Genomic DNA, 24106 nt, shown 5'->3' with positions numbered 1-24106 from the left:
TGGGTCCCGGACTTGATCCGGGGCCGTCCGGGATGACGGCTCTTATTGGGCTGGGTGCTCAGCTCCGACGCGCCGCGAAGCGGACCGCTTCCTGCGCCGCGCGAATCAGGGCGCGGGCCTTGTTCTGGGTTTCCTGCCACTCGGCCTCGGGATCGCTGTCGGCGACCACGCCGCCGCCGGCCTGGACGTACATGGTGCCGTCCTTCACCAGCGCCGTGCGCAGGGCGATGCAGGTGTCCATCGCATTGGCCGACAGATACCCGACAGCACCCGCATAGACGCCGCGGCGCGACACCTCCAGCTCGTCGATGATCTCCATCGCCCGCACCTTCGGCGCGCCGGACACCGTGCCCGCCGGGAAGCCGGCGAACAGCGCCTCCAGCACGTCCTTGTCCTCGGCAAGTTCCCCGTCGACATGGCTGGCGATGTGCATGACGTGGCTGTAGCGCTCGATGGTGAACTGGTCCTTCACCTCCACCGTGCCGATCTTGGCGACCCGGCCGACGTCGTTGCGGCCCAGATCCAGCAGCATCAGGTGCTCGGCCCGTTCCTTGGGATCGGCCAGCAGTTCCGCCGCCAGGGCATTGTCCTCCTCCGGCGTCTCGCCGCGCTTGCGGGTACCGGCCAGCGGGCGGATCGTCACCACTCCGTCGCGCAGCCGCACCAGGATCTCCGGGCTGGATCCGACGATCGAATAGGCGCCGAAATCGAAGAAGAACAGGAACGGCGACGGGTTCAGCCGGCGCAGCGAGCGGTACAGCGCGAAGGGCGGCAGGGTGAACGGCACTGACATGCGGTGCGACGGCACCACCTGGAAGGCGTCGCCCGCGTTGATGTACTCGACGGTCTTGCGGACCATCTCGTGATAGCGCTCGCGCCCGGTATTGGAGACCGGCTCCGGCAGGGCGTCGACCGCTCCAGGGCGCTCGCGGCGGTAGGGCAGGGATCGCTCGAAATCGGAGACCACGTCGGCCAGCCGCTCCGCCGCCGCCGCATAGGCCGCCCGCGCGCCCATCTCGGCGTCCGGATAGACCGGGGTGATGATGGTGACCATGTCGTCGATGTTGTCGAAGACGCAGACGATGGTCGGCCGCAGCATGATGCCGTCCTGGATGCCGAGGGTGTCCGGATTGTCGTCCGGGATATCCTCGAACAGGCGGATGGCGTCGTAGCCCATATAGCCGAACAGCCCCGCCGCCATCGGCGGCACCTCGACCGGCAGGTCGATGCGGCTCTCGGCGATCAGCGCCCGCAGGGAGGCCAGCGGCGGCTCCGACAGCGGCTCGAACGCATCGGTGTCGATCCGCGCCTGGCGGTTGATCTCGGCCTTGTCCTTGTAGAACCGCCAGATCAGGTCGGGCTTCAGGCCGATGATTGAGTAGCGGCCGCGCACGGCCCCGCCCTCGACGGATTCCAGCAGGAAGGCGTTGGCCCGGCCGTCCGCCAGCTTCATCATCGCCGAGACCGGCGTCTCCAGATCGGCGACCAGGGTGGTCCAGACCACCTGCGCCCGCCCCGCGTCATACGCCTCGCGGAACGCATCGAAATCCGGACTCGTGGTCATTGCAGGCCTTCGCTCACGGTGAACAGCTGGCGTACCGCGCCGGGATTGACGGTGACCTCGTGGCGGGTCTCCAGGTCGGCGAGCAGCAGCTCGATCAGGTCGTTGGAGACGGCACCGGCGAGTTCGCGGCGGACCTGATCCTGGGGGGCGGCCATGTCGCCACCGCCCTCGATCACGTCCACAAGGGAGATCACGGCGGCACCCTGGTCGCTGCTGACGGCGCTGGCGCCGCCGGCCTTCTGCTCGAACAGGGCCCCGGCGACCGCCGGCGGCCAGCCGGACGGCAGGGCCTGGCCCCGGCGCGTGATGGCCGGCAGGCGCTCGACCTCCAGCCCGTGCTCGGCCGCGGCCTCCGACAGCGGCGTGCCGTCGGAAACGGCGGAGACGATGGCGTCGGCGATGTCCTCGGCCTGCTCCAGGCGCTGTTCGGTCGTCCAGTCGGCGATCACCCGCGGGCGGATCTGGCCCAGCTCGGGGATGCGCGGCGGCTCCACGCCGTCGACGCGCAGGATGAAATAGGTGCCGGCCCGGGTCTCGGTCAGCACGCTCTGCCTCCCGGTTTCGGTCTCGAAGGCCGTCTTCAGGAACGGCTCGCCGGGAAGGGTGGCGACGATGCCGCCGGCCGGCTGGCTGCCGTCGCGTGCGACGAACGGGATCTGGTTCAGCGGCATGTTGAGCGACTGCGCCGCCTCTTCCAGGGTGGAGCCGCCGGCGAGCGCGTCCTCGAGCGCGTTGGAGCGCTCGAACACCTCGTCATAGGCGCGTTCCAGGGCGATCTCGCGCCGCAGCTCGTCGCGCACGTCCGCGAAGGTGGCGGGCGCGCTGACCTCCGCCCCGCGGATGCGGAACAGGTGCCAGCCGAACGGGCTCTCGACCGGTTCGGTGACCGTGCCGGGCTCGGTGACGGCGAAGACCGCGTCGGCGGTCCCCTCGGGCAGGTCGCCGCGGCTGACCTCGCCGAAATCGAGCTCGGCGGCGGTCATGCCGGTGATCTCCTCGGCGACGGCGGCGAAATCCTCGCCGGCCTGGATCCGCTCATAGGCGGTCCGCGCCTCCGCCTCGTCCGGGAACAGGGCCTGGTCGACCGTCCGCGAGCCCCGGGTGTTGAAGCTTTCGCGGCGCTCCTCGAACAGGGTGCGCAGCTCGTCCTCGGGGATCTCCATGCTCTCGGCCAGGGACTGCGGCGAGACGGCGATCCAGCTGATGCCGCGATACTCGGGCGTCTCGTAGTCCTGCTTGTTCTCTTCGTAATAGGCGCTCAGCGTCGCCTCGTCCGGGGCGTCCGGCGCCGGCAGGGTGGCGGCGTCGATCCGCACCGCGGCGGCGATCCGGCGCTCCTCGCGGTAGTCGTGCAGCGTCTTCACGATGCTGTCGGGCACGGTCTTCGCGCTGCCGGTGGCCACCGCGCCGAGGAGCTGGTTGCGGGCCAGGTCGCGGCGGGCGCGGGAGACGAACTCCGACTCGGTCCAGCCGTTGGAGGCCAGGAAGGTCTGGTAGGCCGTGCGGTCGAACTGGCCGAGGCTGTCGCGGAACTGCTGGTGGATCAGCTGGACGATCTGGTCGTCACTGGCCGACAGGCCGAGCCGGTTGGTGGCCACCACCATCAGGCTCTGCACGGTCAGGTTCTGCAGGGTCTGGTCCAACAGGCCGATCTGGATCGCCTGATCCACGGTGACGGGAATGCCCAGCCGCCGCCGCGACCGGTCGAACTCCTCCGCCGCCTCGACCGCGGTGACGCGCACGTCGCCATCCACCTCCACCGCGGCCCGGCCGGCCGGGCTGCCGAAGATCGTGTCGCCGATCCCCCAGATCGCGAAGCTGGCGATCAGAAGAACGAACAGGATCTTCACGAAGATGGAGGTGACCTTGGAGCGGATAAACTGGAGCATGATCTGGCGGCCTGATGCAGCGGGTCGCGGATGGTCGTTCGGATCAGGGTTGTAGGCTCCGTCCGCCTTGAAACGCAAGGCTTCGGGCAGGAACGGGGGCGGGAACGGGCATGAACAGGGCGGCAGAGGGGGCTGGTGGGTGGCGGCGGCACTTGCCCCGTGCTAGAGCGTCCCCACGTTTCAGGGCATCGAGTGACGACCAAGGAGGGTTTCGCCGTGGCTCCACGCGCGCTGATCGCCGGCAATTGGAAGATGAACATGGACCGCGTCTCCAGCGAGGTGCTGGCGTCGGCTCTGGCCCAGAATGTCGGCTCCGTTGCGGTCGATCTCGCGGTCTGCCCGCCATCGGTCTATCTGTCCCCGGTCAGCGTGGTGCTGGGCTCCAGCGGCGTCGCCCTGGGCGGCCAGGACTGCCACACCGCGCAGAACGGCGCCCATACCGGCGACGTCTCGCCGGAGATGCTGGCCGATCTCGGCTGCACCTATGTCATCGTCGGCCATTCCGAGCGGCGCGCGGATCACGGCGAGGATGACGCCGCCGTGCGCGCCAAGGCCGAGGCGGCGCGCCGGGCGGGGCTGATCCCGATCATCTGCGTCGGCGAGACCGAGGCCGAACGCGACGCCGGCAAGGCGCTGGACGTGGTCGAGAGCCAGGTCCGCGGCTCCGTGCCCGAGGGGCTGACCGGCGCGACCCTGGTCGTGGCCTACGAGCCGGTCTGGGCGATCGGCACCGGCCGCACGCCGACCGCCGAGGACGTGGCCGCCGTCCATGCGCATATCCGCAAGGTGCTGGGCGATGTCTGCGGCGACGCGGCGAATGTGCGTCTGCTCTATGGCGGCTCGGTGAAGCCGGGCAACGCCAAGGAGCTGATGTCGGTGGCGAACGTGAACGGCGCCCTGGTCGGCGGCGCGTCGCTCAAGGCGGAGGATTTCCTCGGCATCGCCAAGGCCACGCCGTAACCGCGCCGCGGGTGCCTGACCGGCACGCCGCACGACAGACTGGCCAAGCGGCGTCGGAAACGCTACAACCCGCGCCGACCGAAGACCGGGGTTCGACATGTCACTGATCATTCTCACCGTACATCTCATGATCGCGCTGGCGCTGATCGTCACCGTGCTGCTTCAGCGCAGCGAGGGCGGCGGCCTGGGCATCGGCGGCGGCGGTGGCGGCGGTGGCGGCCTCGGGTCCTTCATGTCGGCGCGCGGCACCGCGAACCTGCTGACCCGGATCACGGCGATTCTCGCCGCCTGCTTCATGGCGACCAGCCTGACGCTTGCGATTCTCGCGTCCCAGAACAAGTCCTCGTCCATCGTCGATCAGGCTCCGGCCGTCGAACTGCCTGCCGAGCCGTCGGCTCCGGCTGCACCTCTCTCGCAGTAAATCATTGATTCGGCGGGAAATTCCCGCCCGTTCTCGACCGGCATCGCATTCGTGGCGCCGGATGGTCACAACGCGTGCTTGGATCGCACCCGATGATGTATAAGGAACGCCCATGACGCGGTTTATCTTCATTACCGGCGGCGTGGTCTCCTCTTTGGGAAAAGGTCTCGCCTCTGCCGCCCTGGGCGCGCTGCTGCAAGCGCGCGGCTATAAAGTCCGGCTGCGCAAGCTGGACCCCTATCTGAACGTGGATCCGGGCACCATGAGCCCGTATCAGCACGGCGAGGTCTACGTCACCGATGACGGGGCGGAGACCGATCTCGATCTCGGCCATTACGAGCGCTTCACCGGCGTGTCCGCCCGAAAGAGCGACAACGTGACCACCGGCCAGATCTATATGGACGTGATCACCCGGGAGCGGCGCGGCGACTATCTCGGCGCGACGATCCAGGTCATCCCGCACGTCACCGACGCCATCAAGGAATTCGCCAAGGGCGACATCACGGACGAGGACTTCGTCCTGTGCGAGATCGGCGGTACGGTCGGCGATATCGAGGGGCTGCCGTTTCTGGAGGCGATTCGCCAGCTCGGCAACGAACTCGGCCACGAGCGCTCGCTGTTCCTGCATCTGACCCTGGTGCCCTTCATCCCCTCGGCCGGCGAGCTGAAGACCAAGCCGACCCAGCACTCGGTGAAGGAACTGCAGAGCGTGGGTATCCAGCCGGACATCCTGCTATGCCGCTGCGACCGCGAGATCCCGAGCGACCAGCGCCGCAAGATCGGCCAGTTCTGCAACATCCGTCCCGAAGCGGTGATCCCGGCGCTCGACGCCTCGTCGATCTACGAGGTGCCGCTGCGCTACCACGAGGACGGGCTGGACACCGAGGTGCTGCGCCATTTCGGCCTGCTGCTGGACGAGAGCGAGCCGAATCTGGAGCGCTGGACCGGCATCATGGACCGGGTCGCCAACCCGGAAGGCCACGTGAAGATCGCCGTCGTCGGCAAGTACACCAGCCTGCTCGACAGCTACAAGTCGCTGGCCGAGGCCCTGACCCACGGCGGCATCGCCAACAACGTCAAGGTCGAGCTGGAGTGGATCGACAGCGAGATCTTCGAGACCGAGAGCGAGGCCGTCATCCGGCTGGAGGACGTCCACGGTATCCTGGTGCCCGGCGGCTTCGGCGAGCGCGGCTCGGAAGGCAAGATCGCGGCGGTCACCTTCGCGCGCGAACGCAAGATCCCGTATTTCGGCATCTGCTTCGGCATGCAGATGGCGTGCATTGAGGCGGCACGGTCCGGCGGCGGGATTCCGGGCGCCGGCTCCACCGAATTCGGTCCCTGCGATGAGCCGGTCGTCGGCCTGCTCACCGAATGGACCCGGGGCAACGTCACGGAAACCCGCGATTCGGACAGCGACTACGGCGGCACCATGCGGCTCGGCGCCTATGAGTGCCGGCTGGAGGAGGGCAGCCGGGTGCATGAGATCTACGGCGACAGCCTGATCCACGAGCGCCACCGGCACCGCTACGAGGTGAACATCAACTACAAGGGCGCGCTGGAGCAGGCGGGGCTGCGCTTCGCCGGCATGTCGCCGGACGGGGTACTGCCGGAAATCATCGAGCTGCCGAGCCATCCGTGGTTCGTGGGCGTCCAGTTCCACCCGGAATTGAAGTCCAAGCCGTTCGACCCACATCCGCTGTTCACCAGCTTCATCGCCGCGGCGGTGGAGCAGTCGCGTCTGGTCTGATCCAGCAAAGGGCTGATCCCATGGTTGCCTCCCGCACCGTCCGCATCGGCGACCTCGCCGTCGCCAACGACCGTCCGTTCACGCTGATCGCCGGTCCGTGCCAGATCGAAAGCCGGGAGCATGCGCTGGAGATCGCCGGGGAACTGGTGAAGGTCTGCGGCGAGGTGGGCGTGCCGCTGATCTTCAAGTCGTCCTACGACAAGGCGAACCGCACGAGCCTGAACGCCGGGCGCGGCGTGGGCATCGACCAGGGTCTGCAGATCCTGGCCGAGGTGCGCGAGACATTCGGCTGCCCGGTGCTGACCGACGTGCACGAGCCGCCGCAATGCGCCATCGCCGCCGAGTATGTGGACGTGCTGCAGATCCCGGCCTTCCTGTGCCGGCAGACCGACCTGGTGGTCGCCGCGGGCGAGACCGGCAAGACGGTCAACATCAAGAAGGGGCAGTTCCTCGCCCCCTGGGACGTGGCCAACATCGCCGCCAAGGTGGTCGCGACCGGCAACCAGCAGATCCTGCTGACCGACCGGGGCACCAGCTTCGGCTACAACACCCTGGTCTCCGACATGCGCGGCCTGCCGGAAATGGCCCGCGACGGCTATCCGGTGGTGATCGACGCCACCCACTCGGTGCAGCAGCCGGGCGGCAAGGGCGGCTCGTCGGGCGGCCAGCGCGAGTTCGTGCCGGTGATCGCCCGCGCGGCCCTGGCGGTCGGTGTCGCCGCCGTCTTCATGGAATGCCACCCGGAGCCGGACAGCGCTCCGTCGGACGGCCCGAACATGGTGCCGCTCGATCAGGTCGGCGGCCTGTTGGCGACCTTCAAAGCCTTCGATAGCATTGCCAAAGCGAACCCGATCACGCTCGACTGAGGGAATGCGATCACGCCCGACAGCGGGCGGGCAAGGAGCGTCATGGCACTCCAGGAAGGCCGCTACGGCCTGACCTACACCACCGCGCGGCCGGAGGCCGTCGAGGCGTTCGACGGTATGGTCACCTCCTATCTCGGCTTCGGCCGGGATATCGGCGACCGGCTCAAGCAGGTCTTCGCCGCCGATCCGGACATGCCGCTGGCCCATGTGGCCAAGGGCTATCTGTTCAAGCTTTTCGGCAGCGGGGCGATGGCCGAGCGCGCCAAGAAGGCGCTGGCCGAGGCCAAGGTCCGGGCCGAGACCCATGGGGTGACGGAGCGCGAGGCGCTGCATCTGGCCGCCCTGGAAGCCTGGTGTGCCGAGGATATCGACCGCACCACCGCCTGCTGGGAGCGCGCGGTGCTGGAGTATCCCAAGGACGCGCTCGCCCTGCGGCTGGCCCATTTCAACCATTTCTACGCCGGCGAGGGTCGGATGATGCGCGACAGCACCGCCCGGGTGCTGCCGGACTGGAGCAAGGACGACCCGGATTACGGCTTCCTGCTCGGCATGCACGCCTTCGGGCTGGAGGAGGCGGGCGACTACGCCGCCGCCGAGCCGTTCGGCCGAGAGGCCGTCGAGCGCAACCCGGCCGATGCCTGGGCCGTGCACGCAGTCGCCCATATCATGGAGATGCAGGGCCGCCACCGCGAGGGCGTGGACTGGGTCGCCGGGCTCGAGCGCGACTGGTCCGCGACCAACAACTTCCGCTTCCACCTGTACTGGCACCAGGCGCTGTTCCATCTGGAGCGGGGCGAGATCGACGCGGTTCTGGCGCTTTACGATCGGCAGATCGCCTCCGACCTGGACGCCGACATGTATCTCGACGTCTGCAACGGCGCGTCGCTGCTGTGGCGGCTGGAGATGTACGGGGTCGATGTCGGCGACCGCTGGAAGGAGCTGGCCCGGGTCTCCCTGCGCCACGCCGAGGATCACGAGCTGATCTTCGTGTCGCTGCACTACCTGATGGCGCTGATCAAGGGCGGGGAGGCGCAGGCCGCCGCCACCCTGGCGAGCCATCTGGAAAGCTACGCCAACGCCGCGACCACCCAGGGCCAGGTCGCCGCCCGGGTCGGCACGGCGACGGCCGAGGCGATGGCGGCGCTGGCCCGGGGCGACGCGGCGACGGTGGTGGAAGCGCTCTATCCGGTGCGCTACGACCTGTACTGCATGGGCGGCAGCCATGCCCAGCGCGACGTGTTCGAGGAGATGCTGGTCACCGCGGCGGTGGAGGCCGATCCGATGCTGGCCCGCGCGCTGCTGGCCGAACGCACGGCGGCAAAGCCGAATTCGGCCTGGAGCTGGGGCAAGTACGCCGCCGCGCTGAAGGCGACCGGGCGGGATCAGGCGGCCGACCTGGCCCAGGCCCGGGCGGCGGGGCTGCTGTCGGCCGCCGCGGGTTAGGGCGTGGTCTCATAAACGCCCGACCACAGCCTCATCGCGGCGCGCCTAACTGCATTGAGGAGATCGATCTCGTGAGCCGCGATGGATATTTCGACGAAAGAATCGCGGAAACGTACGATCAGAATCACGGCGGCAATGACCCTGCCTTAATCCGGCAGACCGTTGATTGTCTGATCGACTTGTCCGATGGCGGGGAGATCCTTGAATTCGCCGTCGGAACGGGCCGAATAGCCATACCGCTTGCCGAGCGAAGCGCGCTCGTGAAGGGTATCGAGCTTTCCAGCGCCATGGTCGAAAAGTTGCGCGCAAAGGAAACCTCGGCACCTATCGAGGTCGTGATCGGCGACATGACGTCGGTACGCGTTGCCGGGAACTTTTCGCTCGTCTTTCTTGTTTTCAATACCATCGATAATCTGACGACACAGCAGGCGCAGGTTGCCTGTTTCAAGAACGCTGCCTTGCATCTGGCATCTGGAGGGCGGTTTCTTGTCGAGACGCAGGTACCGCCCATCCAAAAGATGGCGTTTGGCGAAACGATGCTGGCATTCGCGAGCGACCCCCGACACTTCGGCGTCGATGTGTTTGACCTTGCTACGCAGACCTACAGGTCGAACCACGTTTGGATGGACGATGACCGCCACACGCACGTTTCGATCCCATTCCGCTATGCGTGGCCATCTGAACTCGATCTGATGGCAGAGATTGCCGGTATGAAGCTGGAGTTCCGATGGTCCGATTGGGATCGCTCGCCCTTCGACCATCTGAGCGGCAAGCACGTATCCGTGTGGCGAAAGCTCTGACGCCGCGAACGGCAGCGCCGTCCCGCATCCCCGACGTATGCAGTCGATTGATCAACCGCCGCAGAGGTACGGAAAACGATCATCCACCCCCGATCGTTTCTGAGTACACGCCCTAGGCCTTCTGGATCACCGAGCCGTCGCTGCGGCGCACGAAGTATTCCGCGCCGTCGATCCAGCGGACGGCCATGTCGATGTCGGAGTAATCGACCTCGTCGCCCTCGGCGCGGTCGCCGATCTCCAGATAGGTGGCCTCGGCATCCGAACGGTTCTGCAGCGCGTGACCGTCGCCCGTGCCCTTGGGGAAGGCGGCGCAGTCGCCGGGGCCGAGCGCTCTCTCGCCCGCGTCGGTCTGCAGCACCAGCTCGCCGGTCAGCACCATGACGAACTCGTCCTGCCGTGTGTGCCAGTGACGCAGTGACGATTGGCAGCCTGCGGGCAGGGTGACGTGGTTCACGCCGAAATTGGTGATGCCGCCGTGATTGCCCAGCTTGCGCTTGATGCGGCCGGAAGAGGGCTCGGCGTAGGGCTCCGGATAGCCGTTGCCGGTCTCGCTTGGAACCGACAGGGCCGGGTAGGAGGGCGTGGTGGGGCTATCGGCCATCGGTCATCCCTCTCGCAACCAGCGTTCCGGGCAGTCTACAGGCACCGGCCGAAATGAAAACGGCGGCCCGAAGGCCGCGCGGAAATGAAAACGGCGGCCCGAAGGCCGCCGCGGTGCCTGCGTTCAGGGAGGCGGTCAGACGAGGAAGGAAACGCCCCGTCCGTCGCCGGAGCCGGTGCCGCTCTGCTCGCTCGCGCCGGGCACCAGCGAGTTCGTGCTGTTGGCGGCACTGGCCTCTTCCTGGCGCTCCTCGTCCTGGCTGGCGGCCTGAGCCGACTGGGTGTCCTGCTCCTGGGTCGCCTGGATGAGCGCGCTCAGCGACTGGTTGTCGAGGGAGGTTCCCGGAACGCTCGTTCCCTGGCCCTGGCCCTGACCCGGTGGCGGGCTGCTCTCGGTGCCGAAGCGGTCCTGCCGCGCCTCGGTCTCGGACGTGTCGTTGGCGCCGAAACGCGCCTCGCGTGCTTCCTGCGTACGGGTTTCGTCCGTCCGGTCCGGCTGCTGGAAATTCCGTAGGGCGGTAAGCTGTGAACCGCCCTGTGTGTCGACGCCGGCGATTGCCATGTCGCGCTCCTTATTCGTCGCTTCCCGATCTGTCAGTCGGGCAACACTGCTAATCTAGTCCTTCTGCGGGTGAATTACAAACCCGCCGCGCAACCTGGAACCGGCCGATCGGTCACGTCCCGTTGAACTTGGCGTGTTGAATGCAGCCGGGAGCAAGGCTATTGAGTGCGCGCCCACTGGACGCACCGATCGCATCCACCGCCACCCTTCCTGTGTAGAGGACAGACATGAGCGCCATCATCGACATCACCGCCCGCGAAGTCCTGGACAGCCGAGGCAATCCGACCGTCGAGGTTGATGTGGCGCTGGAGACGGGCGCCATCGGCCGCGCCGCCGTCCCGTCGGGTGCCTCCACCGGCGCCTACGAGGCGGTGGAGAAGCGCGACGGCGATCCCAAGCGCTATGGCGGCAAGGGCGTGCTCGCCGCCGTCGACGCGGTGAACGGCGAGATCTTCGACACCCTGTCCGGCCGCGAGGCCTCCGAGCAGCTTCTGATCGACCGGGCGCTGATCGAGCTGGACGGCACCGAGAACAAGGGCCGGCTGGGCGCCAACGCCCTGCTGGGCGTGTCCATGGCCGTCGCCAAGGCTTCGGCGTCGGAGATGGAGCAGCCGCTGTGGCGCTATCTGGGCGGCGCCTACGCCCATGTGCTGCCGACACCGATGATGAACATCATCAACGGCGGCGCCCATGCGGACAACCCGATCGACTTCCAGGAATTCATGATCATGCCGGTGGCGGCGCCGACCTTCGCCGAGGCGCTGCGCTGCGGGGCCGAGGTGTTCCAGGCGCTGAAGAAGCGGCTGGCGGCCGACGGCCACAACACCAATGTGGGCGACGAAGGCGGCTTCGCGCCGAGCTTCAAGGGCGCCGACGAGGCGCTGGGCGCGATCATGAAGTCGATCGAGGCGGCCGGCTACACCCCGGGCGAGGACGTCATGATCGCCCTCGATCCGGCCTCCACCGAGTTCTTCAAGGACGGCAAGTACGAGCTGGCGGGCGAGGGTAAGACGCTCGACACCGACGGCATGATCAAGCTCTACGCCGATCTGTGCGCGCGCTACCCGATCGTGTCGATCGAGGACGCCCTGGCCGAGGACGACTGGGACGGTTTCAAGGCGCTGACCGCCGAGATCGGCAAGACGGTGCAGATCGTCGGCGACGACCTGTACGTCACCAACCCCAAGCGCCTGAAGCGCGGCATCGCCGAGGCGAGCGGCAACGCCATCCTGGTCAAGGTCAACCAGATCGGCACCCTGTCGGAGACCCTGGAGACCATCACCACGGCCCAGGGCGCGCGCTTCGGCACGGTGATCTCGCACCGTTCGGGCGAGACCGAGGACACCACCATCGCCGATATCGCGGTGGCCACCAATGCCGGCCAGATCAAGACCGGCTCGCTGTCCCGCTCCGACCGGATCGCCAAGTACAACCAGCTCCTGCGCATCGAACAGGCGCTCGGCCCGGCAGCCCGCTACGCCGGCCGCCAGTCGCTCGCGCCGCTGGCCGGCTGAGCGCCGGTCGGGACCGGCCGCAAGGACCGCGCCGTGGCCGAGAAGCCGCGCACCCATCCGTCCCGGCTGGGCGACAGCGCCACGCTGACGCTGCCGGGATGGCGCCGCGGGGTGTTCCCGCTCGCCTGCGCCGTGGTGGTCGCCTCGGGATTCGGGCTGATGTCCGGCGAGGAACCGCGGCTGGAGACCGGGGCGGCGATGGTGGGGATCGGCATCGTCGCCGGCGCTCTGTTCCTGCTGGCGACGAACGTGCTGAACCGGCTGCAGGTGCATCTGGACCGCGACGGACTGACCGTCGCCAAGCTGTGGACCGTGCGCCGGTATGGCTGGGACGAGGTCTCGGAATTCTCGGTCTCCGGCCGGGGCACCGCCCGCGGGGCGAAACTGGCCTATGTGGTGTTCGACGCCGACCGGGGCACCGGGATCGGCCGCGCGATGAACCGCTTCCTGACCGGCAAGACCCAGATCCTGCCGGTCGGTCTGGTCTTCGAGGACGGCTCCGGCGACGCCATCATCATCGCCGATGTGCTGAACGCCTGGCGCGAACGGGCACGCAAGCACGCCCAGCGGCGCGCCCCGAAAGTCTGAGTCATTTCTGCAACAGTGGCGCGGATTCGCCCTTGGTCGGGCGTCGATTCGCGTTCTGTTCACGGTGACCGTTAATCCCCTTCATGATTCAATGCGTCGTATTCGCAGATTGGAGGGTTCGGTGTCCCTGTCCGCTGAACTGAAGCGACGCGTTCCCAAGGTTCTCGGCCCTCTCATGGCCTCGCTGTTGATGGCGTATTTCGCCTATCACGCGGTCGAGGGCGATCGCGGTCTGCGGGCCTGGCAGCGGCTCGATATCGAGATCGCCGAGGCCAGCGACGTGCTCGCGGAGGTCGCCTCCGAACGCGAGGCGCTGGAGAACAAGGTCGCGCGCCTGAATCCGAACAACCTGGACACCGACATGCTCGAGGAGCGCGCCCGCCTGGTGCTCGGCTATGTTCCGTCCAACGCGGTCGTGATCGGCAACGGCCTCGTCCCGAAGGACGGTCTGGTGCTCCAAGCGGCCGTTCGCTGAGCGATTTCGACGGCTTAACCAAAATCAAGTTAAGTTACGTTTTTGCGTTGCAACACAAGATGTTAGGCATCTTGAAAATGTAACGCCTTTCCCTTAGTTGTGTGGATACCGAGTTGGCGTGGATTCAACGCGCCCCGGCCACGAACAGGGGGAGACCCATGGCCCGTGCAGCCACGACGAAATCGGCCTCGAATTCCTCGGGTGCCGCGAAGAAGCCCGCCGCCGCCAAACGCACGTCCCGAACCACCAGATCCGCGTCCGCGAAACCGGCCATGCCGTCCAAGGACGAGCTCGTCGGCTTCTACCGCGACATGCTGGTGATCCGGCGCTTCGAGGAGAAGGCGGGCCAGCTCTACGGCATGGGCCTGATCGGCGGCTTCTGTCACCTCTATATCGGCCAGGAGGCGGTGGTCGTCGGCATGCAGGCGGCGATCGAGGACGGCGACACGGTCGTCACCTCCTACCGCGACCACGGCCACATGCTCGCCTGCGGCATGGAAGCCCGCGGCGTGATGGCGGAGCTGACCGGGCGCATCGGCGGCTACTCCAAGGGCAAGGGCGGCTCGATGCACATGTTCAGCCGTGAGAAGAACTTCTTCGGCGGCCACGGCATCGTCGGCGCCCAGGTGCCGATCGGCACCGGCCTCGGCTTCAATCACCGCTACCGCAAGACCGACCGGGTCTCGCTCACCTATCTCGGCGACGGGGCGGTGAATCAGGGTCAGGTCTACGAGAGCTTCAACATGGCGGCGCTGTGGAAGCTTCCGGTGATCTTCATCATCGAGAACAACAAATACGCCATGGGCACCTCGCAGCAGCGCTCGGCGGCGGGTCCGTCCCTGGCGCAGCGCGGACACGCCTACGGCATTCCCGGCGAAGAGGTCGACGGGATGGACGTCCTGGCGGTCAAGGCCGCCGGCGAGAAGGCGGTCAAGCACTGCCGCGAGGGCAAGGGCCCGTACATCCTGGAAATGAAGACCTACCGCTATCGCGGCCACTCCATGTCCGATCCGGCCAAGTACCGGTCAAAGGAGGAGGTCAACAAGATGCGCCAGGAGCACGACCCGATCGACACCCTGCGCCGTCTGGTGCTGGAGCAGGGCGTGGACGAGGACACGCTGAAGAATGTCGACCGCGAGGTGAAGGACCTGATCACCGACGCCGCCGACTTCTCGCAGCAGAGCCCGGAGCCGGACGTCGAGGAACTTTGGACCGACGTGCTGATCGAGGCGCGCTGAGCGCGCCCGCCAAGGTCGCGAGCGAAACAGAACGCGCGGTCCGGCCCCGAGGGGCGACATGACCGCTGCACCCGAGAGGGGGGACACCGAATGCCTACTCCCATTCTGATGCCGGCCCTGTCGCCGACCATGACCGAGGGAAACCTCGCGAAATGGATGGTGAAGGAAGGGGACACGGTCTCCGCCGGCGACGTCATCGCCGAGATCGAGACCGACAAGGCGACCATGGAGGTGGAAGCCGTCGACGAGGGCACCGTCGGCAAGATCGTCGTCTCCGAGGGCAGCGAGGGCGTTCAGGTGAACGCGGTCATCGCCTACCTGCTGGAAGAGGGCGAGAGCGCCGACGACATCCCCGCCGATGGCGGCGACGCCCCGGCGCCGAAGGCCGAGACCAAGTCCGACGACGGCGACGAGAAGGACGAGGCATCGTCGGAGCTGGCGGATGCGCCGAAGCGTCCGGCCGCGGTCTCCGCGCCCGCGGGCGATCCCGGCTCGCCGCTGGCGACCGCGACCCAGCTCCCCGACGACATCGACGAGGCCAAGTTCTTCAAGGACACCACGCGCCAGACCGTGCGCGAGGCCCTGCGCGACGCCATGGCCGAGGAGATGCGCAAGGACGAGGAAGTCTTCCTCATGGGCGAGGAGGTCGCCGAGTACCAGGGCGCCTATAAGGTCACCCAGGGGCTGCTGGACGAGTTCGGCGCCGACCGGGTCATCGACACCCCGATCACCGAGCACGGTTTCGCCGGCCTCGCCGTCGGCGCCGCCTTCGGCAACCTGAAGCCGATCGTCGAGTTCATGACCTTCAACTTCGCCATGCAGGCGATCGACCAGATCATCAACTCCGCCGCCAAGACGCTGTACATGTCCGGCGGCCAGATGGGCTGTCCGTTGGTGTTCCGCGGCCCGAACGGCGCCGCCTCCCGCGTCGCCGCCCAGCACTCCCAGTGCTATGCGAGCTGGTACGCCCACTGCCCGGGCCTCAAGGTCGTCTCGCCCTGGTCGGCGGCCGATGCCAAGGGCCTGCTGAAGGCGGCGATCCGCGATCCGAACCCGGTCATCTTCCTGGAGAACGAGGTTCTGTACGGCCAGTCCTTCGACGTGCCGACGGATCCGGACTTCGTGCTGCCGATCGGCAAGGCCAAGGTCGTGCGGTCGGGCAAGGACGTGACCATCACCGCCTTCTCGATCATGGTCGGCAAGGCGCTCGAGGCTGCCGAGAAGCTGGCGGAGGAGGGGATCGAGGCCGAGGTCATCGACCTGCGCACCATCCGCCCGCTCGACATCCAGACCATCGTCACCTCGGTGCAGAAGACCAACCGTCTGGTCACCACCGAAGAGGGCTGGGCCTTCTCCGGCATCGGCTCGGAGATCGCCTCCCAGGTGATGGAGGTCGCCTTCGACCATCTGGACGCCCCGGTCGGCCGGGTCGCCGGCGCCGACGTGCCGATGCCCTATGCCGCCAATCTCGAGAAGCTGGCTGTGCCGCAGGTGGAGAATATCGTCGCCGCGGCCAAAGCCGCCTGCTACCGCGCCTGAGGGGGACCGAGCGATGCCTACTCCCATTCTGATGCCGGCCCTGTCGCCGACCATGACCGAGGGCAATCTCGCCAAGTGGATGGTCAAGGAGGGCGACACCGTCTCTCCGGGCGACGTGATCGCCGAGATCGAGACCGACAAGGCGACCATGGAAGTGGAAGCCGTCGACGAGGGCACGATCGGCAAGATCGTGGTTTCCGACGGCACCGAGGGTGTGGCCGTGAACGCGGTGATCGCCTATCTGCTGGAAGAGGGCGAGAGCGCCGACGACATCCCCGCCGATGGCGGCGAGGCTGCGCCCGCCCCGAAGAAGGAAGAGGCTCCCAAGGAGGAGCCGAAGCGGGAGGCCAAGCCCGAGCCGAAGCCGGCTCAACAGGAGAAGCCCGCGCCGGCCCCGTCCAAGAGCGGCGGCAGCGGCGGGCGCGTCTTCGCCAGCCCGCTGGCCAAGCGCATGGCCGAGCAGGCCGGTCTCGATCTGAACGACGTCTCCGGCTCCGGCCCGAACGGCCGCATTGTGAAGGCGGATATCGAGAAGGCGATGGAAGGCGGCGCGCCGAAGAAGGCGGCGGCGTCCCAGGGTGCGGCTCCCGCCGCGGCGCCGGCTGCTGCGGCTCCGGCCGCCCAGGCGCCGTCGCCGGACGTGCCGGGCCTGCCGAGCTACAAGGAGATTCCGAACACCAACATGCGCAAGGTCATCGCCAAGCGCCTGACGGAATCCAAGCAGTTCGCCCCGCATTTCTACCTGACCGTCGACTGCGAGATCGACGAGCTGCTGAAGGTCCGCAAGGACCTGAACGCCAAGTCGGACAAGTACAAGCTGTCGGTGAACGATCTGGTGATCCGCGCCTCGGCCATCGCGCTGAAGCAGGTTCCGGCGGCCAACGCCACCTGGACCGAGAAGGCGATCCGGATCTACGACCAGGTCGACATCTCCGTCGCCGTGGCGATCGAGGGCGGTCTGATCACCCCGGTGATCCGCGATGCCGGCTCCAAGGGGCTGGTGGAGATCTCGGCGGCGATGAAGGACCTCGCCGGCCGGGCACGGGAAGGCAAGCTGTCGCCGGAAGACTACCAGGGCGGCACCTTCTCGATCTCCAACCTGGGCATGTTCGGCATCAAGGACTTCGCCGCCGTCATCAATCCGCCCCAGGGCGCGATCCTGGCGGTCGGTGCCGGCGAGCAGCGTCCGGTGGTCAAGGACGGCGCGCTGGCCGTCGCCACGGTCATGAGCTGCACCCTGTCGGTCGATCACCGGGTGGTGGACGGCGCGGTCGGGGCCGAGTTCCTGGCGGCGTTCAAGAAGCTGATCGAAGATCCGCTCACCATGTTGCTGTAAGGGGAGGCGCGTTATGGCCGATACCCAATTCGACGTCATCGTGGTGGGCGGCGGGCCCGGCGGCTACGTCGCCGCGATCCGCGCCGCCCAACTCGGCATGAAGGCGGCGGTGGTCGAGCGCGAGCATCTCGGCGGCATCTGCCTGAACTGGGGTTGCATCCCGACCAAGGCGCTGCTGCGCTCCTCCGAGATCGGGCATATCCTGCACAACCTCGACGCCTATGGCTTTTCCGCCAAGGACATATCGTTCGATCTTAAGAAGGTGGTTAAGCGGTCGCGCGACGTGGCGAAGCAGCTTTCCTCGGGCGTCGGCCACCTGCTGAAGAAGAACAAGGTCACCGTCATCGACGGCCAGGGCAAGCTGGCCGGCACCGACGGCAAGCTGCGCAAGCTGGAGGTGACCAAGGACGGCAAGTCCGCCGGCACCTACACCGCCAAGCACGTGATCCTGGCCACCGGCGCCCGTGCGCGCACGCTCCCGGGCATGGAGCCGAACGGCAAGACCATCGTGACCTACAAGGAAGCGATGGTTCCTGAGACCATGCCGAAGAAGCTGCTGGTCATCGGCTCCGGCGCCATCGGCATGGAGTTCGCCAGCTTCCACCACGACATGGGCGCGGAAGTGACCGTGGTCGAGGTGGTGGACCGGATCCTGCCGGCCGAGGACGCGGAGATCTCCGCTTTCGCCCTGAAGCAGTTCACCAAGCAAGGCATGAAGATCCACACGGGTGCGAAGGTCCACAAGCTGGAGGCCACCGCCAAGGGGGCCAAGGCCGAGATCGAGGTGAAGGGCAAGAAGGAGACCCTGGAGGTCGACCGCGTCATCCTCGCCGTCGGCATCGTCGGCAACGTGGAGGATATCGGCCTGGACGGCACCAAGGTGAAGGTCGAGAAGACCCACGTGGTGACCAACGAATGGATGGAGACCGGCGAGCCGGGCGTCTACGCCATCGGCGACCTGACCGGCCCGCCCTGGCTCGCCCACAAGGCCAGCCACGAAGGCGTGCTCTGCGTGGAGAAGATCGCCGGGGTGAAGGGCCTGCATCCGCTGAACACCAACCTGGTGCCTGGCTGCACCTACTGCCGCCCGCAGATCGCCAGCGTCGGCATGACCGAGGCGCAGGCCAAGGAAAAGGGCCACGAGCTGAAGGTCGGCAAGTTCCCGTTCATCGGCAACGGCAAGGCGATCGCGCTCGGCGAGCCCGAGGGCATGGTGAAGACCATCTTCGACGCCAAGACCGGCGAATTCCTGGGCGCCCACATGATCGGCGCCGAGGTGACCGAGCTGATCCAGGGCTATGGCGTGGCCATGACCCTGGAGACCACGGAGGCGGAGCTGATGCACACCATCTTCCCGCACCCGACCCTCAGCGAGATGATGCACGAGTCCGTCCTTGACGCCTACGGCCGGGCCATCCACTTCTAAAAGATGGTTGATACAATCAAGAAACTCACTGACGCGCTGAACCAAATCGAGGGCGTTAGTCAAGCTGGTGTTGTTGAAGGTGGTTACGGTCTGGACACCACCGGCACGAAACCAGAGGTGCTGATCGTAAGTCTTAAAGAGGACGTGAGCGATCAAGATAGATGTTTGGCTGAAGTTAAAGCTTGCATCGAAAAGGCTGGTGATCTTGAGAACCTGCTTCCAGAGGGCTATCGGGTGGTTCGGCCAGGGCATGGAAGGTTAGTCGATGTCACTCCGCGTTAGACATCCCGAGAAGGCGCATAAGCCGGACAATCCGGTGCAGAAGCGCAAGCCGGCCTGGATCCGGGTGAAGGCGCCGACCTCGGCGACCTACCAGGAAACGCGCAAGATCATGCGCGACCACAACCTCCACACCGTGTGCGAGGAAGCGGCCTGTCCGAATATCGGCGAGTGCTGGTCGAAGAAGCACGCCACCATGATGATCCTGGGCTCGGTCTGCACCCGGGCCTGCGCCTTCTGCAACATCGCCACCGGACGCCCGGACCAGCTCGATCCGCATGAGCCGGAGAACGTGGCCAAGTCGGTCGCCAAGCTCGGTCTGAACCACGTGGTCATCACCTCGGTGGACCGCGACGACCTGTCCGACGGCGGGGCCGGGCATTTCGCCGAGACCATCCTGCAGATCCGCAAGCACTCGCCGGGCACCACCGTGGAGGTGCTGACCCCCGATTTCCGGCGCAAGCAGGACGCGCTGGCCATCGTCGTGGGCGCGAAGCCGGACGTGTTCAACCACAACCTGGAGACCGTGCCGCGGCTCTACGGCACCGTGCGGCCGGGCGCGCGTTATTTCGGCTCGCTGCATCTGCTGCACCAGGTCAAGGAGATGGACCCGTCGATCTTCACCAAGTCCGGCATCATGGTCGGCCTGGGCGAGGGGCCGGAGGAGGTTCATCAGGTGATGGACGACCTGCGCTCGGCCGAGGTCGATTTCATGACCATCGGCCAGTACCTGCAGCCGACGCCGAAGCACCATCCGGTCGACCGGTTCGTCGAGCCGGCGGAGTTCGACACCTACAAGAGCCGGGCCTTCAACAAGGGCTTCCTCATGGTCTCGTCCTCGCCGCTGACCCGCTCGTCGTATTTCGCCGGCGACGATTTCGCCCGGCTGCGCGCCGCCCGCGACGCGCGGCTGGCCGGCAAGCCGGTGCGCGAGGCCGACGCGGTTCTCGCTCCCGGTACTGCGCCGAACTCTGCGCCGATCGAGCCGGCCGCCGCCGCGCCCGCCGCCGACTAACCGACCCGATCGCCGCTGAATGCCGACACACGCCGAAAAGCGCATCGTTCCGTATTCCCCGGACCAGATGTACGCGCTCGTCGCCGACGTGGAGACCTACCCGGAGTTTCTGCCGTGGTGCGTCGGCGCGCGGATCAAGAAGCGCGAGGGCAGCGTGTTCTTCGCCGACCTGATGATCGGCTACAAGCTGATCCGCGAGCGTTTCACCTCGCGGGTCGAGCTGCACCCCGAGGAGCACCGGCTCGACGTAACCTATACGGACGGTCCGTTCCGCTACCTGAACAACCACTGGGTCTTCGTCCCGCAGGAGCAGGGCGGCTGCATGATCGATTTCTACGTGGATTTCGAGTTCAAGAACATGGTGCTGCAGCGGGTGATGGGCCTGTTCTTCAACGAGGCCGTCCGCCGCATGGTCCAGGCCTTCGAGGATCGGGCGAAGGCGCTGTACGGGTAAGGGACGCAGGACAAGCCCCGAGCGCCCGGGCTGGGTCCCGGCCCGCCCCCGGATCAAGTCCGGGATGCGTCCGGGATGACGGGGTGAGTGTATTTAATCTTATGATTTCATTTATATTTTATCGTCATCCCGGCGAGCTCCGGGCCTGACCCGGAGGTCGGCCGGGACCCAGCCGACTCCGCTGTCGCGTGTCCGCCTACAACCGCCCCAGCAGCATTTGCAGTGCCGTGCGCACCGTCGCTTCGCGCACGGCGGAACGGTCGCCGGGGAACACTTCCCGGCGGTGCAGCGTCTCGCCCCCGTCCAGCGCGCAGCCGAAATGCACCAGACCGACCGGCTTCTCCGCCGAGCCGCCGCCCGGCCCGGCCACACCGGTGACCGCCACGGTCAGCCCCGCCCGGGACCTTGCCAGAGCCCCCTCGGCCATCGCCCGCGCCACCTCCTCCGACACCGCGCCCACAGCCTCGATCGTGTCGGCCGCCACCCCCAGCATCTCGGTCTTGGCCTCGTTGGAATAGGTCACGAAGCCGCGTTCCACCACCGCCGAGGACCCGGCGATCTCGGTCAGGCATCCGGCGATCAGGCCGCCGGTGCAGGACTCGGCGGTGGCGATCATCACGCCGCGCGCCTTGGCCCGGTCCAGAACGTCGGTCGCAAGCGCGAGAAGCGGGGCGGGGAGCATCAGAACCTCCGAGGCAAAGATCAAGGTGTCGTCCACAGCCAGGCGGCGGCGATCCAGACCACCAGGGCGGCATAGGCGCCGGCCACCAGGTCGTCCAGCATCACGCCGAACGGGCTGCGCATGTCGCGGTCGATCCGGTTCGCCGGAAACGGCTTGGTGATGTCGGCCACGCGGAAGGCGACGAAGGCGACGACCCACCACAGCGGATGAAGCGGGCACAGGGCCAGGGCCAGCCACTGCCCGGCCACCTCGTCGATCACCACGGAACCCGGATCGTGCGTGCCGGTGCGCGCCATGTAGACGCCCGTGGCCCAGGTGCCGACCCCGGTCGCCAGCACCGCCGCCACCAGCAGCGCCGGGGTGCCGCCGGCCTGGGCGATCGGCCAGGCCAGGACGGCCGCCAGCAGCGAGCCCCAGGTGCCCGGCGCCTTCGGCAGGTAGCCGGTGCCGAGCCCGGTGGCGATCAGCACCGCCGGGGAGGCGAGGGACGGGCGCGCCGGGGCGGGGCGGTCGCTCACAGGTCCTCCGGGTCGGCAAGGTCTGGCACGGTAAGATCAGGCGCGGGCAGGGCGATGGTCGCGGCGGCCTGGGCGGCGATGCCCTCGCCGCGGCCGGGAAAGCCCAGCCGCTCGGTCGTGGTCGCCTTCACCGAGACCCGGGCCACCGGCACGCCGCAGATCTCGGCGATCCGGGCGCGCATGGCCTCGCGGTGCGGGCCGACCTTGGGGCGCTCGCAGATCACGGTCAGGTCCAGGTGGCGGATCTGCCCGCCGGCGGCGCGCACCCGGCGGCAGGCATCGGCCAGGAACCGGTCCGAGGCCGCCCCCTTCCATTGCGGGTCGCTGGGCGGGAAATGGGTGCCGATATCGCCGTCGCTCAGCGCGCCGAGCAGGGCGTCGGTGATCGCGTGCAGGCCGACATCGGCGTCGGAATGGCCGAGCAGCGCCTGGTCGTGCGGGATCACGATGCCGCCGAGCGCCACGCCGTCGACCCCGCCCGGCGTCTTGGCGCCCAGCCGGTGCACGTCGAAACCCGTGCCGACCCGTGTCTCCAGGGCGCCGGCCAGCAGCCGGTCGGCGAGCGCGAAGTCCTGCGCCGTGGTGATCTTCATCGCATCCTCCGATCCGGCCACCAGGGTCACCGGGTGACCGGCCCATTCCATCAGGGCCGCGTCGTCGGTCACGGTCACACCCTCGGCCGCGGCCCGGCGATGGGCGTCGAGCACGGCGTCGAACCGCATGCCCTGGGGCGTCTGCGCCCGCCACAGACCGTCGCGGCTGACGGTGCCGGCGGCCAGCCCGCCCTCGCCGCGCTTCAGGGTGTCCGCCACCGCCAGCACGGGCAGGGCGGCGGGAGCCGCGTCCAGCGCGTCCAGCACCCGGTCGATCACGCCGGCCGGTACCAGCGGCCGGGCGGCGTCGTGGATCAGCACGATCTCCGGAGCTGCATCGGCCAGGCTCTCCAGCCCGTTCAGCACCGAGGCCTGGCGTTCCGCCCCGCCGATCACCGGCGCGCCGAGATCCAGACCCGCCACCGCCGCGTCGTACAGGGCGCGATGCTCCTCGGCGATCATCACCCGTACCGCGTCGATCCGGGGATGCCGGCTGAAGGCCAGCACGGCCCGGCGCAGAACGGGCAGGCCGCCGAGCGGCCGGTACTGTTTCGGCACGCCGCCGCCGGCGCGTTCGCCCTTACCGGCGGCGACGATCAGGGCAATGGTGGTCATGGGTGGACGATCCGGGAAGTCATTGCAGAAAATAGGGTCTATCGTGGCCGCTGGAGTGGGGGCGGATCTTAGTGTAGGCAACGGCCCATGTCTCTGCTGGGCAATTCATTGTTGGTCAATCTGTCGGCGGTGGTTTCCATCCTGCCGATGGCGCTGCTGGCGTCGCGGCCACAGCCGGCCCGCGACCGGCGGTTCTGGATCGCGGTGGCGGTCGCCGCCCTCGGCGTGGTCGGCTGGACCCTGGTGCGGTTCGGCGACCATTGGGACGGCGGCCTGGGGGCGGCCCTGTGGGTGTCGGCAGCGGCGACGGTCGGCCTGTTCGCGGCGGTCTCCGCGCTGTCGCGGACCATGGCCCGGCTCGCCGGCCTGCTCGGCCCGTATCTGCTGATCATGGTCGCCCTGGCCAGCGTGCTCGACGCGCCGGCGGTCGGCGGCGTCGGCGGCATGCCCGAGGGCTGGGTGATCCTGCATATCGTGGTGTCGCTGGCGACCTATGCGCTGGCGACCCTGGCGGCGGTGGCCGGTCTCGGCGTGGTCCTCAAGGAGCGCGCGCTCAAGGCCAAACGCTCCGGCGGCATGAGCGCCGGACTGCCGGCGGTCGCCGATGCCGAGGCGCTGGTGTTCCGTCTGCTGACCACCGCCGAGATCGTTCTGGGTGTCGGAATCCTGTCGGGAATCGCCCTGAACGTGACGGCGGGTCATGTCTGGCTGAGCGGCGACCACAAGTCCGTTCTGTCGCTCGGCGCCTTCGCCGTGGTAGGGGGAATCCTGTTCGCCCATGCCCGACTGGGTCTGCGGGGCCGGCGCGCGGTGCGCGGCGTTCTCGCGGTCTATCTGCTTCTCACCCTTGCCTATCCCGGTGTGAAAGCGGTGCACGCGCTGGTCGGGAACTGACGCGTTTCGGGGGCGCGGAGCGGATCGATCCGGGCCGGGACGCATAGACCCTTTGCGATACATAGATTCCCGGCTATCTTGCCCAAAC

Annotated in this window: 25 protein-coding genes; 17 read left to right on the top strand and 8 right to left on the bottom strand. The window is 67.7% G+C overall.

Annotation, left to right across the window (positions count from 1 at the left end):
* Positions 1 to 58: 58 nt before the first annotated feature.
* Together trpE and G578_RS0114620 are read right to left on the bottom strand one after the other, a co-directional pair.
* Positions 59 to 1564, bottom strand: coding sequence for an anthranilate synthase component I (trpE, locus tag G578_RS0114625; protein ID WP_028794866.1), 1506 nt, complete (start codon positions 1562 to 1564; stop codon positions 59 to 61).
* On the bottom strand, positions 1561 to 3453 hold the full coding sequence (locus G578_RS0114620; RefSeq protein WP_028794865.1) for a peptidyl-prolyl cis-trans isomerase: 1893 nt from the start codon (positions 3451 to 3453) through the stop codon (positions 1561 to 1563). The genes trpE and G578_RS0114620 overlap by 4 nt, the downstream gene beginning before the upstream one ends.
* 216 nt (positions 3454 to 3669) lie before the next feature.
* Here G578_RS0114620 and tpiA point away from each other — a divergent pair, with 216 nt between their 5' ends.
* From tpiA to G578_RS0114590, 6 genes are all read left to right on the top strand, one after another.
* Positions 3670 to 4413: a triose-phosphate isomerase gene (gene tpiA, locus G578_RS0114615; protein WP_028794864.1), complete on the top strand. Its 744-nt coding sequence runs from the start codon at positions 3670 to 3672 to the stop codon at positions 4411 to 4413.
* Between the two features lie 97 nt (positions 4414 to 4510).
* The gene (gene secG / locus G578_RS0114610; protein ID WP_028794863.1) at positions 4511 to 4834 is read left to right on the top strand and encodes a preprotein translocase subunit SecG; all 324 of its coding nucleotides are present in this window, start codon (positions 4511 to 4513) and stop codon (positions 4832 to 4834) included.
* 112 nt (positions 4835 to 4946) lie between these two features.
* Positions 4947 to 6581, top strand: coding sequence for a CTP synthase (locus G578_RS0114605; protein WP_028794862.1), 1635 nt, complete (start codon positions 4947 to 4949; stop codon positions 6579 to 6581).
* A 20-nt stretch (positions 6582 to 6601) separates the two neighbouring features.
* Positions 6602 to 7447: a 3-deoxy-8-phosphooctulonate synthase gene (gene kdsA, locus G578_RS0114600; protein ID WP_028794861.1), complete on the top strand. Its 846-nt coding sequence runs from the start codon at positions 6602 to 6604 to the stop codon at positions 7445 to 7447.
* Positions 7448 to 7489: 42 nt separating this feature from the next.
* Complete coding sequence (locus G578_RS0114595; protein WP_028794860.1) at positions 7490 to 8890, top strand: tetratricopeptide repeat protein; 1401 nt, start codon at positions 7490 to 7492, stop codon at positions 8888 to 8890.
* Between the two features lie 71 nt (positions 8891 to 8961).
* On the top strand, positions 8962 to 9690 hold the full coding sequence (locus G578_RS0114590) for a class I SAM-dependent methyltransferase (RefSeq protein ID WP_028794859.1): 729 nt from the start codon (positions 8962 to 8964) through the stop codon (positions 9688 to 9690).
* Positions 9691 to 9802: 112 nt separating this feature from the next.
* Here the strand turns inward: G578_RS0114590 and G578_RS0114585 are convergent, their stop codons facing one another.
* On the bottom strand, positions 9803 to 10291 hold the full coding sequence (locus tag G578_RS0114585) for a cupin domain-containing protein (RefSeq protein ID WP_051244815.1): 489 nt from the start codon (positions 10289 to 10291) through the stop codon (positions 9803 to 9805).
* A 135-nt stretch (positions 10292 to 10426) separates the two neighbouring features.
* Positions 10427 to 10852, bottom strand: a complete 426-nt coding sequence (locus G578_RS0114580) for a hypothetical protein (RefSeq protein WP_028794857.1) — start codon at positions 10850 to 10852, stop codon at positions 10427 to 10429.
* Positions 10853 to 11079: 227 nt separating this feature from the next.
* On the opposite strand from G578_RS0114580, the gene eno reads away from it, so the two are divergent.
* The 3 genes from eno to G578_RS26475 all read left to right on the top strand — a co-directional run bounded on the left by eno (position 11080) and on the right by G578_RS26475 (position 13429).
* Entirely contained in the window at positions 11080 to 12366 is a 1287-nt protein-coding gene (gene eno, locus G578_RS0114575) for a phosphopyruvate hydratase (RefSeq protein ID WP_028794856.1), read from the top strand.
* A 33-nt stretch (positions 12367 to 12399) separates the two neighbouring features.
* A complete protein-coding gene (locus G578_RS0114570; RefSeq protein ID WP_028794855.1) occupies positions 12400 to 12954 on the top strand; it encodes a hypothetical protein in 555 nt (184 codons plus the stop codon).
* Between the two features lie 121 nt (positions 12955 to 13075).
* Complete coding sequence (locus tag G578_RS26475) at positions 13076 to 13429, top strand: FtsB family cell division protein (protein ID WP_245565613.1); 354 nt, start codon at positions 13076 to 13078, stop codon at positions 13427 to 13429.
* Between the two features lie 124 nt (positions 13430 to 13553).
* Here the strand turns inward: G578_RS26475 and G578_RS30030 are convergent, their stop codons facing one another.
* Positions 13554 to 13712, bottom strand: a complete 159-nt coding sequence (locus tag G578_RS30030) for a hypothetical protein (RefSeq protein WP_211228908.1) — start codon at positions 13710 to 13712, stop codon at positions 13554 to 13556.
* Here G578_RS30030 and pdhA point away from each other — a divergent pair.
* The 7 genes from pdhA (at position 13702) to G578_RS0114535 (ending at position 20716) form a co-directional block, all read left to right on the top strand.
* A complete protein-coding gene (gene pdhA / locus G578_RS0114560) occupies positions 13702 to 14667 on the top strand; it encodes a pyruvate dehydrogenase (acetyl-transferring) E1 component subunit alpha (RefSeq protein ID WP_051244813.1) in 966 nt (321 codons plus the stop codon). The genes G578_RS30030 and pdhA overlap by 11 nt on opposite strands.
* Positions 14668 to 14757: 90 nt before the next feature.
* The gene (locus tag G578_RS0114555; RefSeq protein ID WP_028794853.1) at positions 14758 to 16206 is read left to right on the top strand and encodes a pyruvate dehydrogenase complex E1 component subunit beta; all 1449 of its coding nucleotides are present in this window, start codon (positions 14758 to 14760) and stop codon (positions 16204 to 16206) included.
* Positions 16207 to 16219: 13 nt separating this feature from the next.
* Positions 16220 to 17542, top strand: a complete 1323-nt coding sequence (locus G578_RS0114550) for a pyruvate dehydrogenase complex dihydrolipoamide acetyltransferase (RefSeq protein WP_028794852.1) — start codon at positions 16220 to 16222, stop codon at positions 17540 to 17542.
* 13 nt (positions 17543 to 17555) lie between these two features.
* Entirely contained in the window at positions 17556 to 18968 is a 1413-nt protein-coding gene (lpdA, locus tag G578_RS0114545; RefSeq protein ID WP_028794851.1) for a dihydrolipoyl dehydrogenase, read from the top strand.
* 3 nt (positions 18969 to 18971) lie between these two features.
* Positions 18972 to 19250: a hypothetical protein gene (locus tag G578_RS29575; RefSeq protein ID WP_156907333.1), complete on the top strand. Its 279-nt coding sequence runs from the start codon at positions 18972 to 18974 to the stop codon at positions 19248 to 19250.
* Entirely contained in the window at positions 19234 to 20262 is a 1029-nt protein-coding gene (lipA, locus tag G578_RS26470) for a lipoyl synthase (protein ID WP_084618900.1), read from the top strand. The genes G578_RS29575 and lipA overlap by 17 nt, the downstream gene beginning before the upstream one ends.
* A 19-nt stretch (positions 20263 to 20281) precedes the next feature.
* Entirely contained in the window at positions 20282 to 20716 is a 435-nt protein-coding gene (locus G578_RS0114535) for a type II toxin-antitoxin system RatA family toxin (protein WP_028794850.1), read from the top strand.
* Between the two features lie 196 nt (positions 20717 to 20912).
* Here the strand turns inward: G578_RS0114535 and G578_RS0114530 are convergent, their stop codons facing one another.
* Genes G578_RS0114530 through G578_RS26465 form a run of 3 tightly spaced genes read right to left on the bottom strand, consistent with a single transcriptional unit; the run spans position 20913 to position 23124 of the window.
* Positions 20913 to 21398 carry a CinA family protein gene (locus G578_RS0114530; protein WP_028794849.1) on the bottom strand — a complete coding sequence of 162 codons (486 nt, stop codon included), beginning with the start codon at positions 21396 to 21398 and terminating at the stop codon, positions 20913 to 20915.
* 20 nt (positions 21399 to 21418) lie between these two features.
* Complete coding sequence (locus G578_RS0114525) at positions 21419 to 21916, bottom strand: phosphatidylglycerophosphatase A family protein (protein ID WP_028794848.1); 498 nt, start codon at positions 21914 to 21916, stop codon at positions 21419 to 21421.
* Entirely contained in the window at positions 21913 to 23124 is a 1212-nt protein-coding gene (locus G578_RS26465; protein WP_051244812.1) for a bifunctional 2-C-methyl-D-erythritol 4-phosphate cytidylyltransferase/2-C-methyl-D-erythritol 2,4-cyclodiphosphate synthase, read from the bottom strand. The genes G578_RS0114525 and G578_RS26465 overlap by 4 nt, the downstream gene beginning before the upstream one ends.
* An 87-nt stretch (positions 23125 to 23211) precedes the next feature.
* On the opposite strand from G578_RS26465, the gene ccsA reads away from it, so the two are divergent.
* Positions 23212 to 24018, top strand: a complete 807-nt coding sequence (ccsA, locus tag G578_RS0114515) for a cytochrome c biogenesis protein CcsA (RefSeq protein WP_028794847.1) — start codon at positions 23212 to 23214, stop codon at positions 24016 to 24018.
* The last annotated feature ends 88 nt before the right edge of the window (positions 24019 to 24106 follow it).

The sequence above is a fragment of the Thalassobaculum salexigens DSM 19539 genome (genome assembly GCF_000423805.1).
GTDB lineage: Bacteria > Pseudomonadota > Alphaproteobacteria > Thalassobaculales > Thalassobaculaceae > Thalassobaculum > Thalassobaculum litoreum.
The sequence above is the reverse complement of the archived record's forward strand: the minus strand, read 5'-3'. Positions and strand labels throughout refer to the sequence as shown.

Excerpts from the sequence above, each read along its gene's own strand:
- trpE (WP_028794866.1), bottom strand. The coding sequence starts at position 1,564 with ATGACCACGAGTCCGGATTTCGATGCGTTCCGCGAGGCGTATGACGCG.
- G578_RS0114620 (WP_028794865.1), bottom strand. The coding sequence starts at position 3,453 with ATGCTCCAGTTTATCCGCTCCAAGGTCACCTCCATCTTCGTGAAGATC.
- secG (WP_028794863.1), top strand. The coding sequence starts at position 4,511 with ATGTCACTGATCATTCTCACCGTACATCTCATGATCGCGCTGGCGCTG.
- G578_RS0114605 (WP_028794862.1), top strand. The coding sequence starts at position 4,947 with ATGACGCGGTTTATCTTCATTACCGGCGGCGTGGTCTCCTCTTTGGGA.
- kdsA (WP_028794861.1), top strand. The coding sequence starts at position 6,602 with ATGGTTGCCTCCCGCACCGTCCGCATCGGCGACCTCGCCGTCGCCAAC.
- G578_RS0114595 (WP_028794860.1), top strand. The coding sequence starts at position 7,490 with ATGGCACTCCAGGAAGGCCGCTACGGCCTGACCTACACCACCGCGCGG.
- G578_RS0114585 (WP_051244815.1), bottom strand. The coding sequence starts at position 10,291 with ATGGCCGATAGCCCCACCACGCCCTCCTACCCGGCCCTGTCGGTTCCA.
- G578_RS0114580 (WP_028794857.1), bottom strand. The coding sequence starts at position 10,852 with ATGGCAATCGCCGGCGTCGACACACAGGGCGGTTCACAGCTTACCGCC.
- eno (WP_028794856.1), top strand. The coding sequence starts at position 11,080 with ATGAGCGCCATCATCGACATCACCGCCCGCGAAGTCCTGGACAGCCGA.
- pdhA (WP_051244813.1), top strand. The coding sequence starts at position 13,702 with ATGCCGTCCAAGGACGAGCTCGTCGGCTTCTACCGCGACATGCTGGTG.
- G578_RS0114555 (WP_028794853.1), top strand. The coding sequence starts at position 14,758 with ATGCCTACTCCCATTCTGATGCCGGCCCTGTCGCCGACCATGACCGAG.
- G578_RS0114550 (WP_028794852.1), top strand. The coding sequence starts at position 16,220 with ATGCCTACTCCCATTCTGATGCCGGCCCTGTCGCCGACCATGACCGAG.
- lpdA (WP_028794851.1), top strand. The coding sequence starts at position 17,556 with ATGGCCGATACCCAATTCGACGTCATCGTGGTGGGCGGCGGGCCCGGC.
- G578_RS29575 (WP_156907333.1), top strand. The coding sequence starts at position 18,972 with ATGGTTGATACAATCAAGAAACTCACTGACGCGCTGAACCAAATCGAG.
- lipA (WP_084618900.1), top strand. The coding sequence starts at position 19,234 with ATGTCACTCCGCGTTAGACATCCCGAGAAGGCGCATAAGCCGGACAAT.
- G578_RS0114535 (WP_028794850.1), top strand. The coding sequence starts at position 20,282 with ATGCCGACACACGCCGAAAAGCGCATCGTTCCGTATTCCCCGGACCAG.
- G578_RS0114530 (WP_028794849.1), bottom strand. The coding sequence starts at position 21,398 with ATGCTCCCCGCCCCGCTTCTCGCGCTTGCGACCGACGTTCTGGACCGG.
- G578_RS26465 (WP_051244812.1), bottom strand. The coding sequence starts at position 23,124 with ATGACCACCATTGCCCTGATCGTCGCCGCCGGTAAGGGCGAACGCGCC.
- ccsA (WP_028794847.1), top strand. The coding sequence starts at position 23,212 with ATGTCTCTGCTGGGCAATTCATTGTTGGTCAATCTGTCGGCGGTGGTT.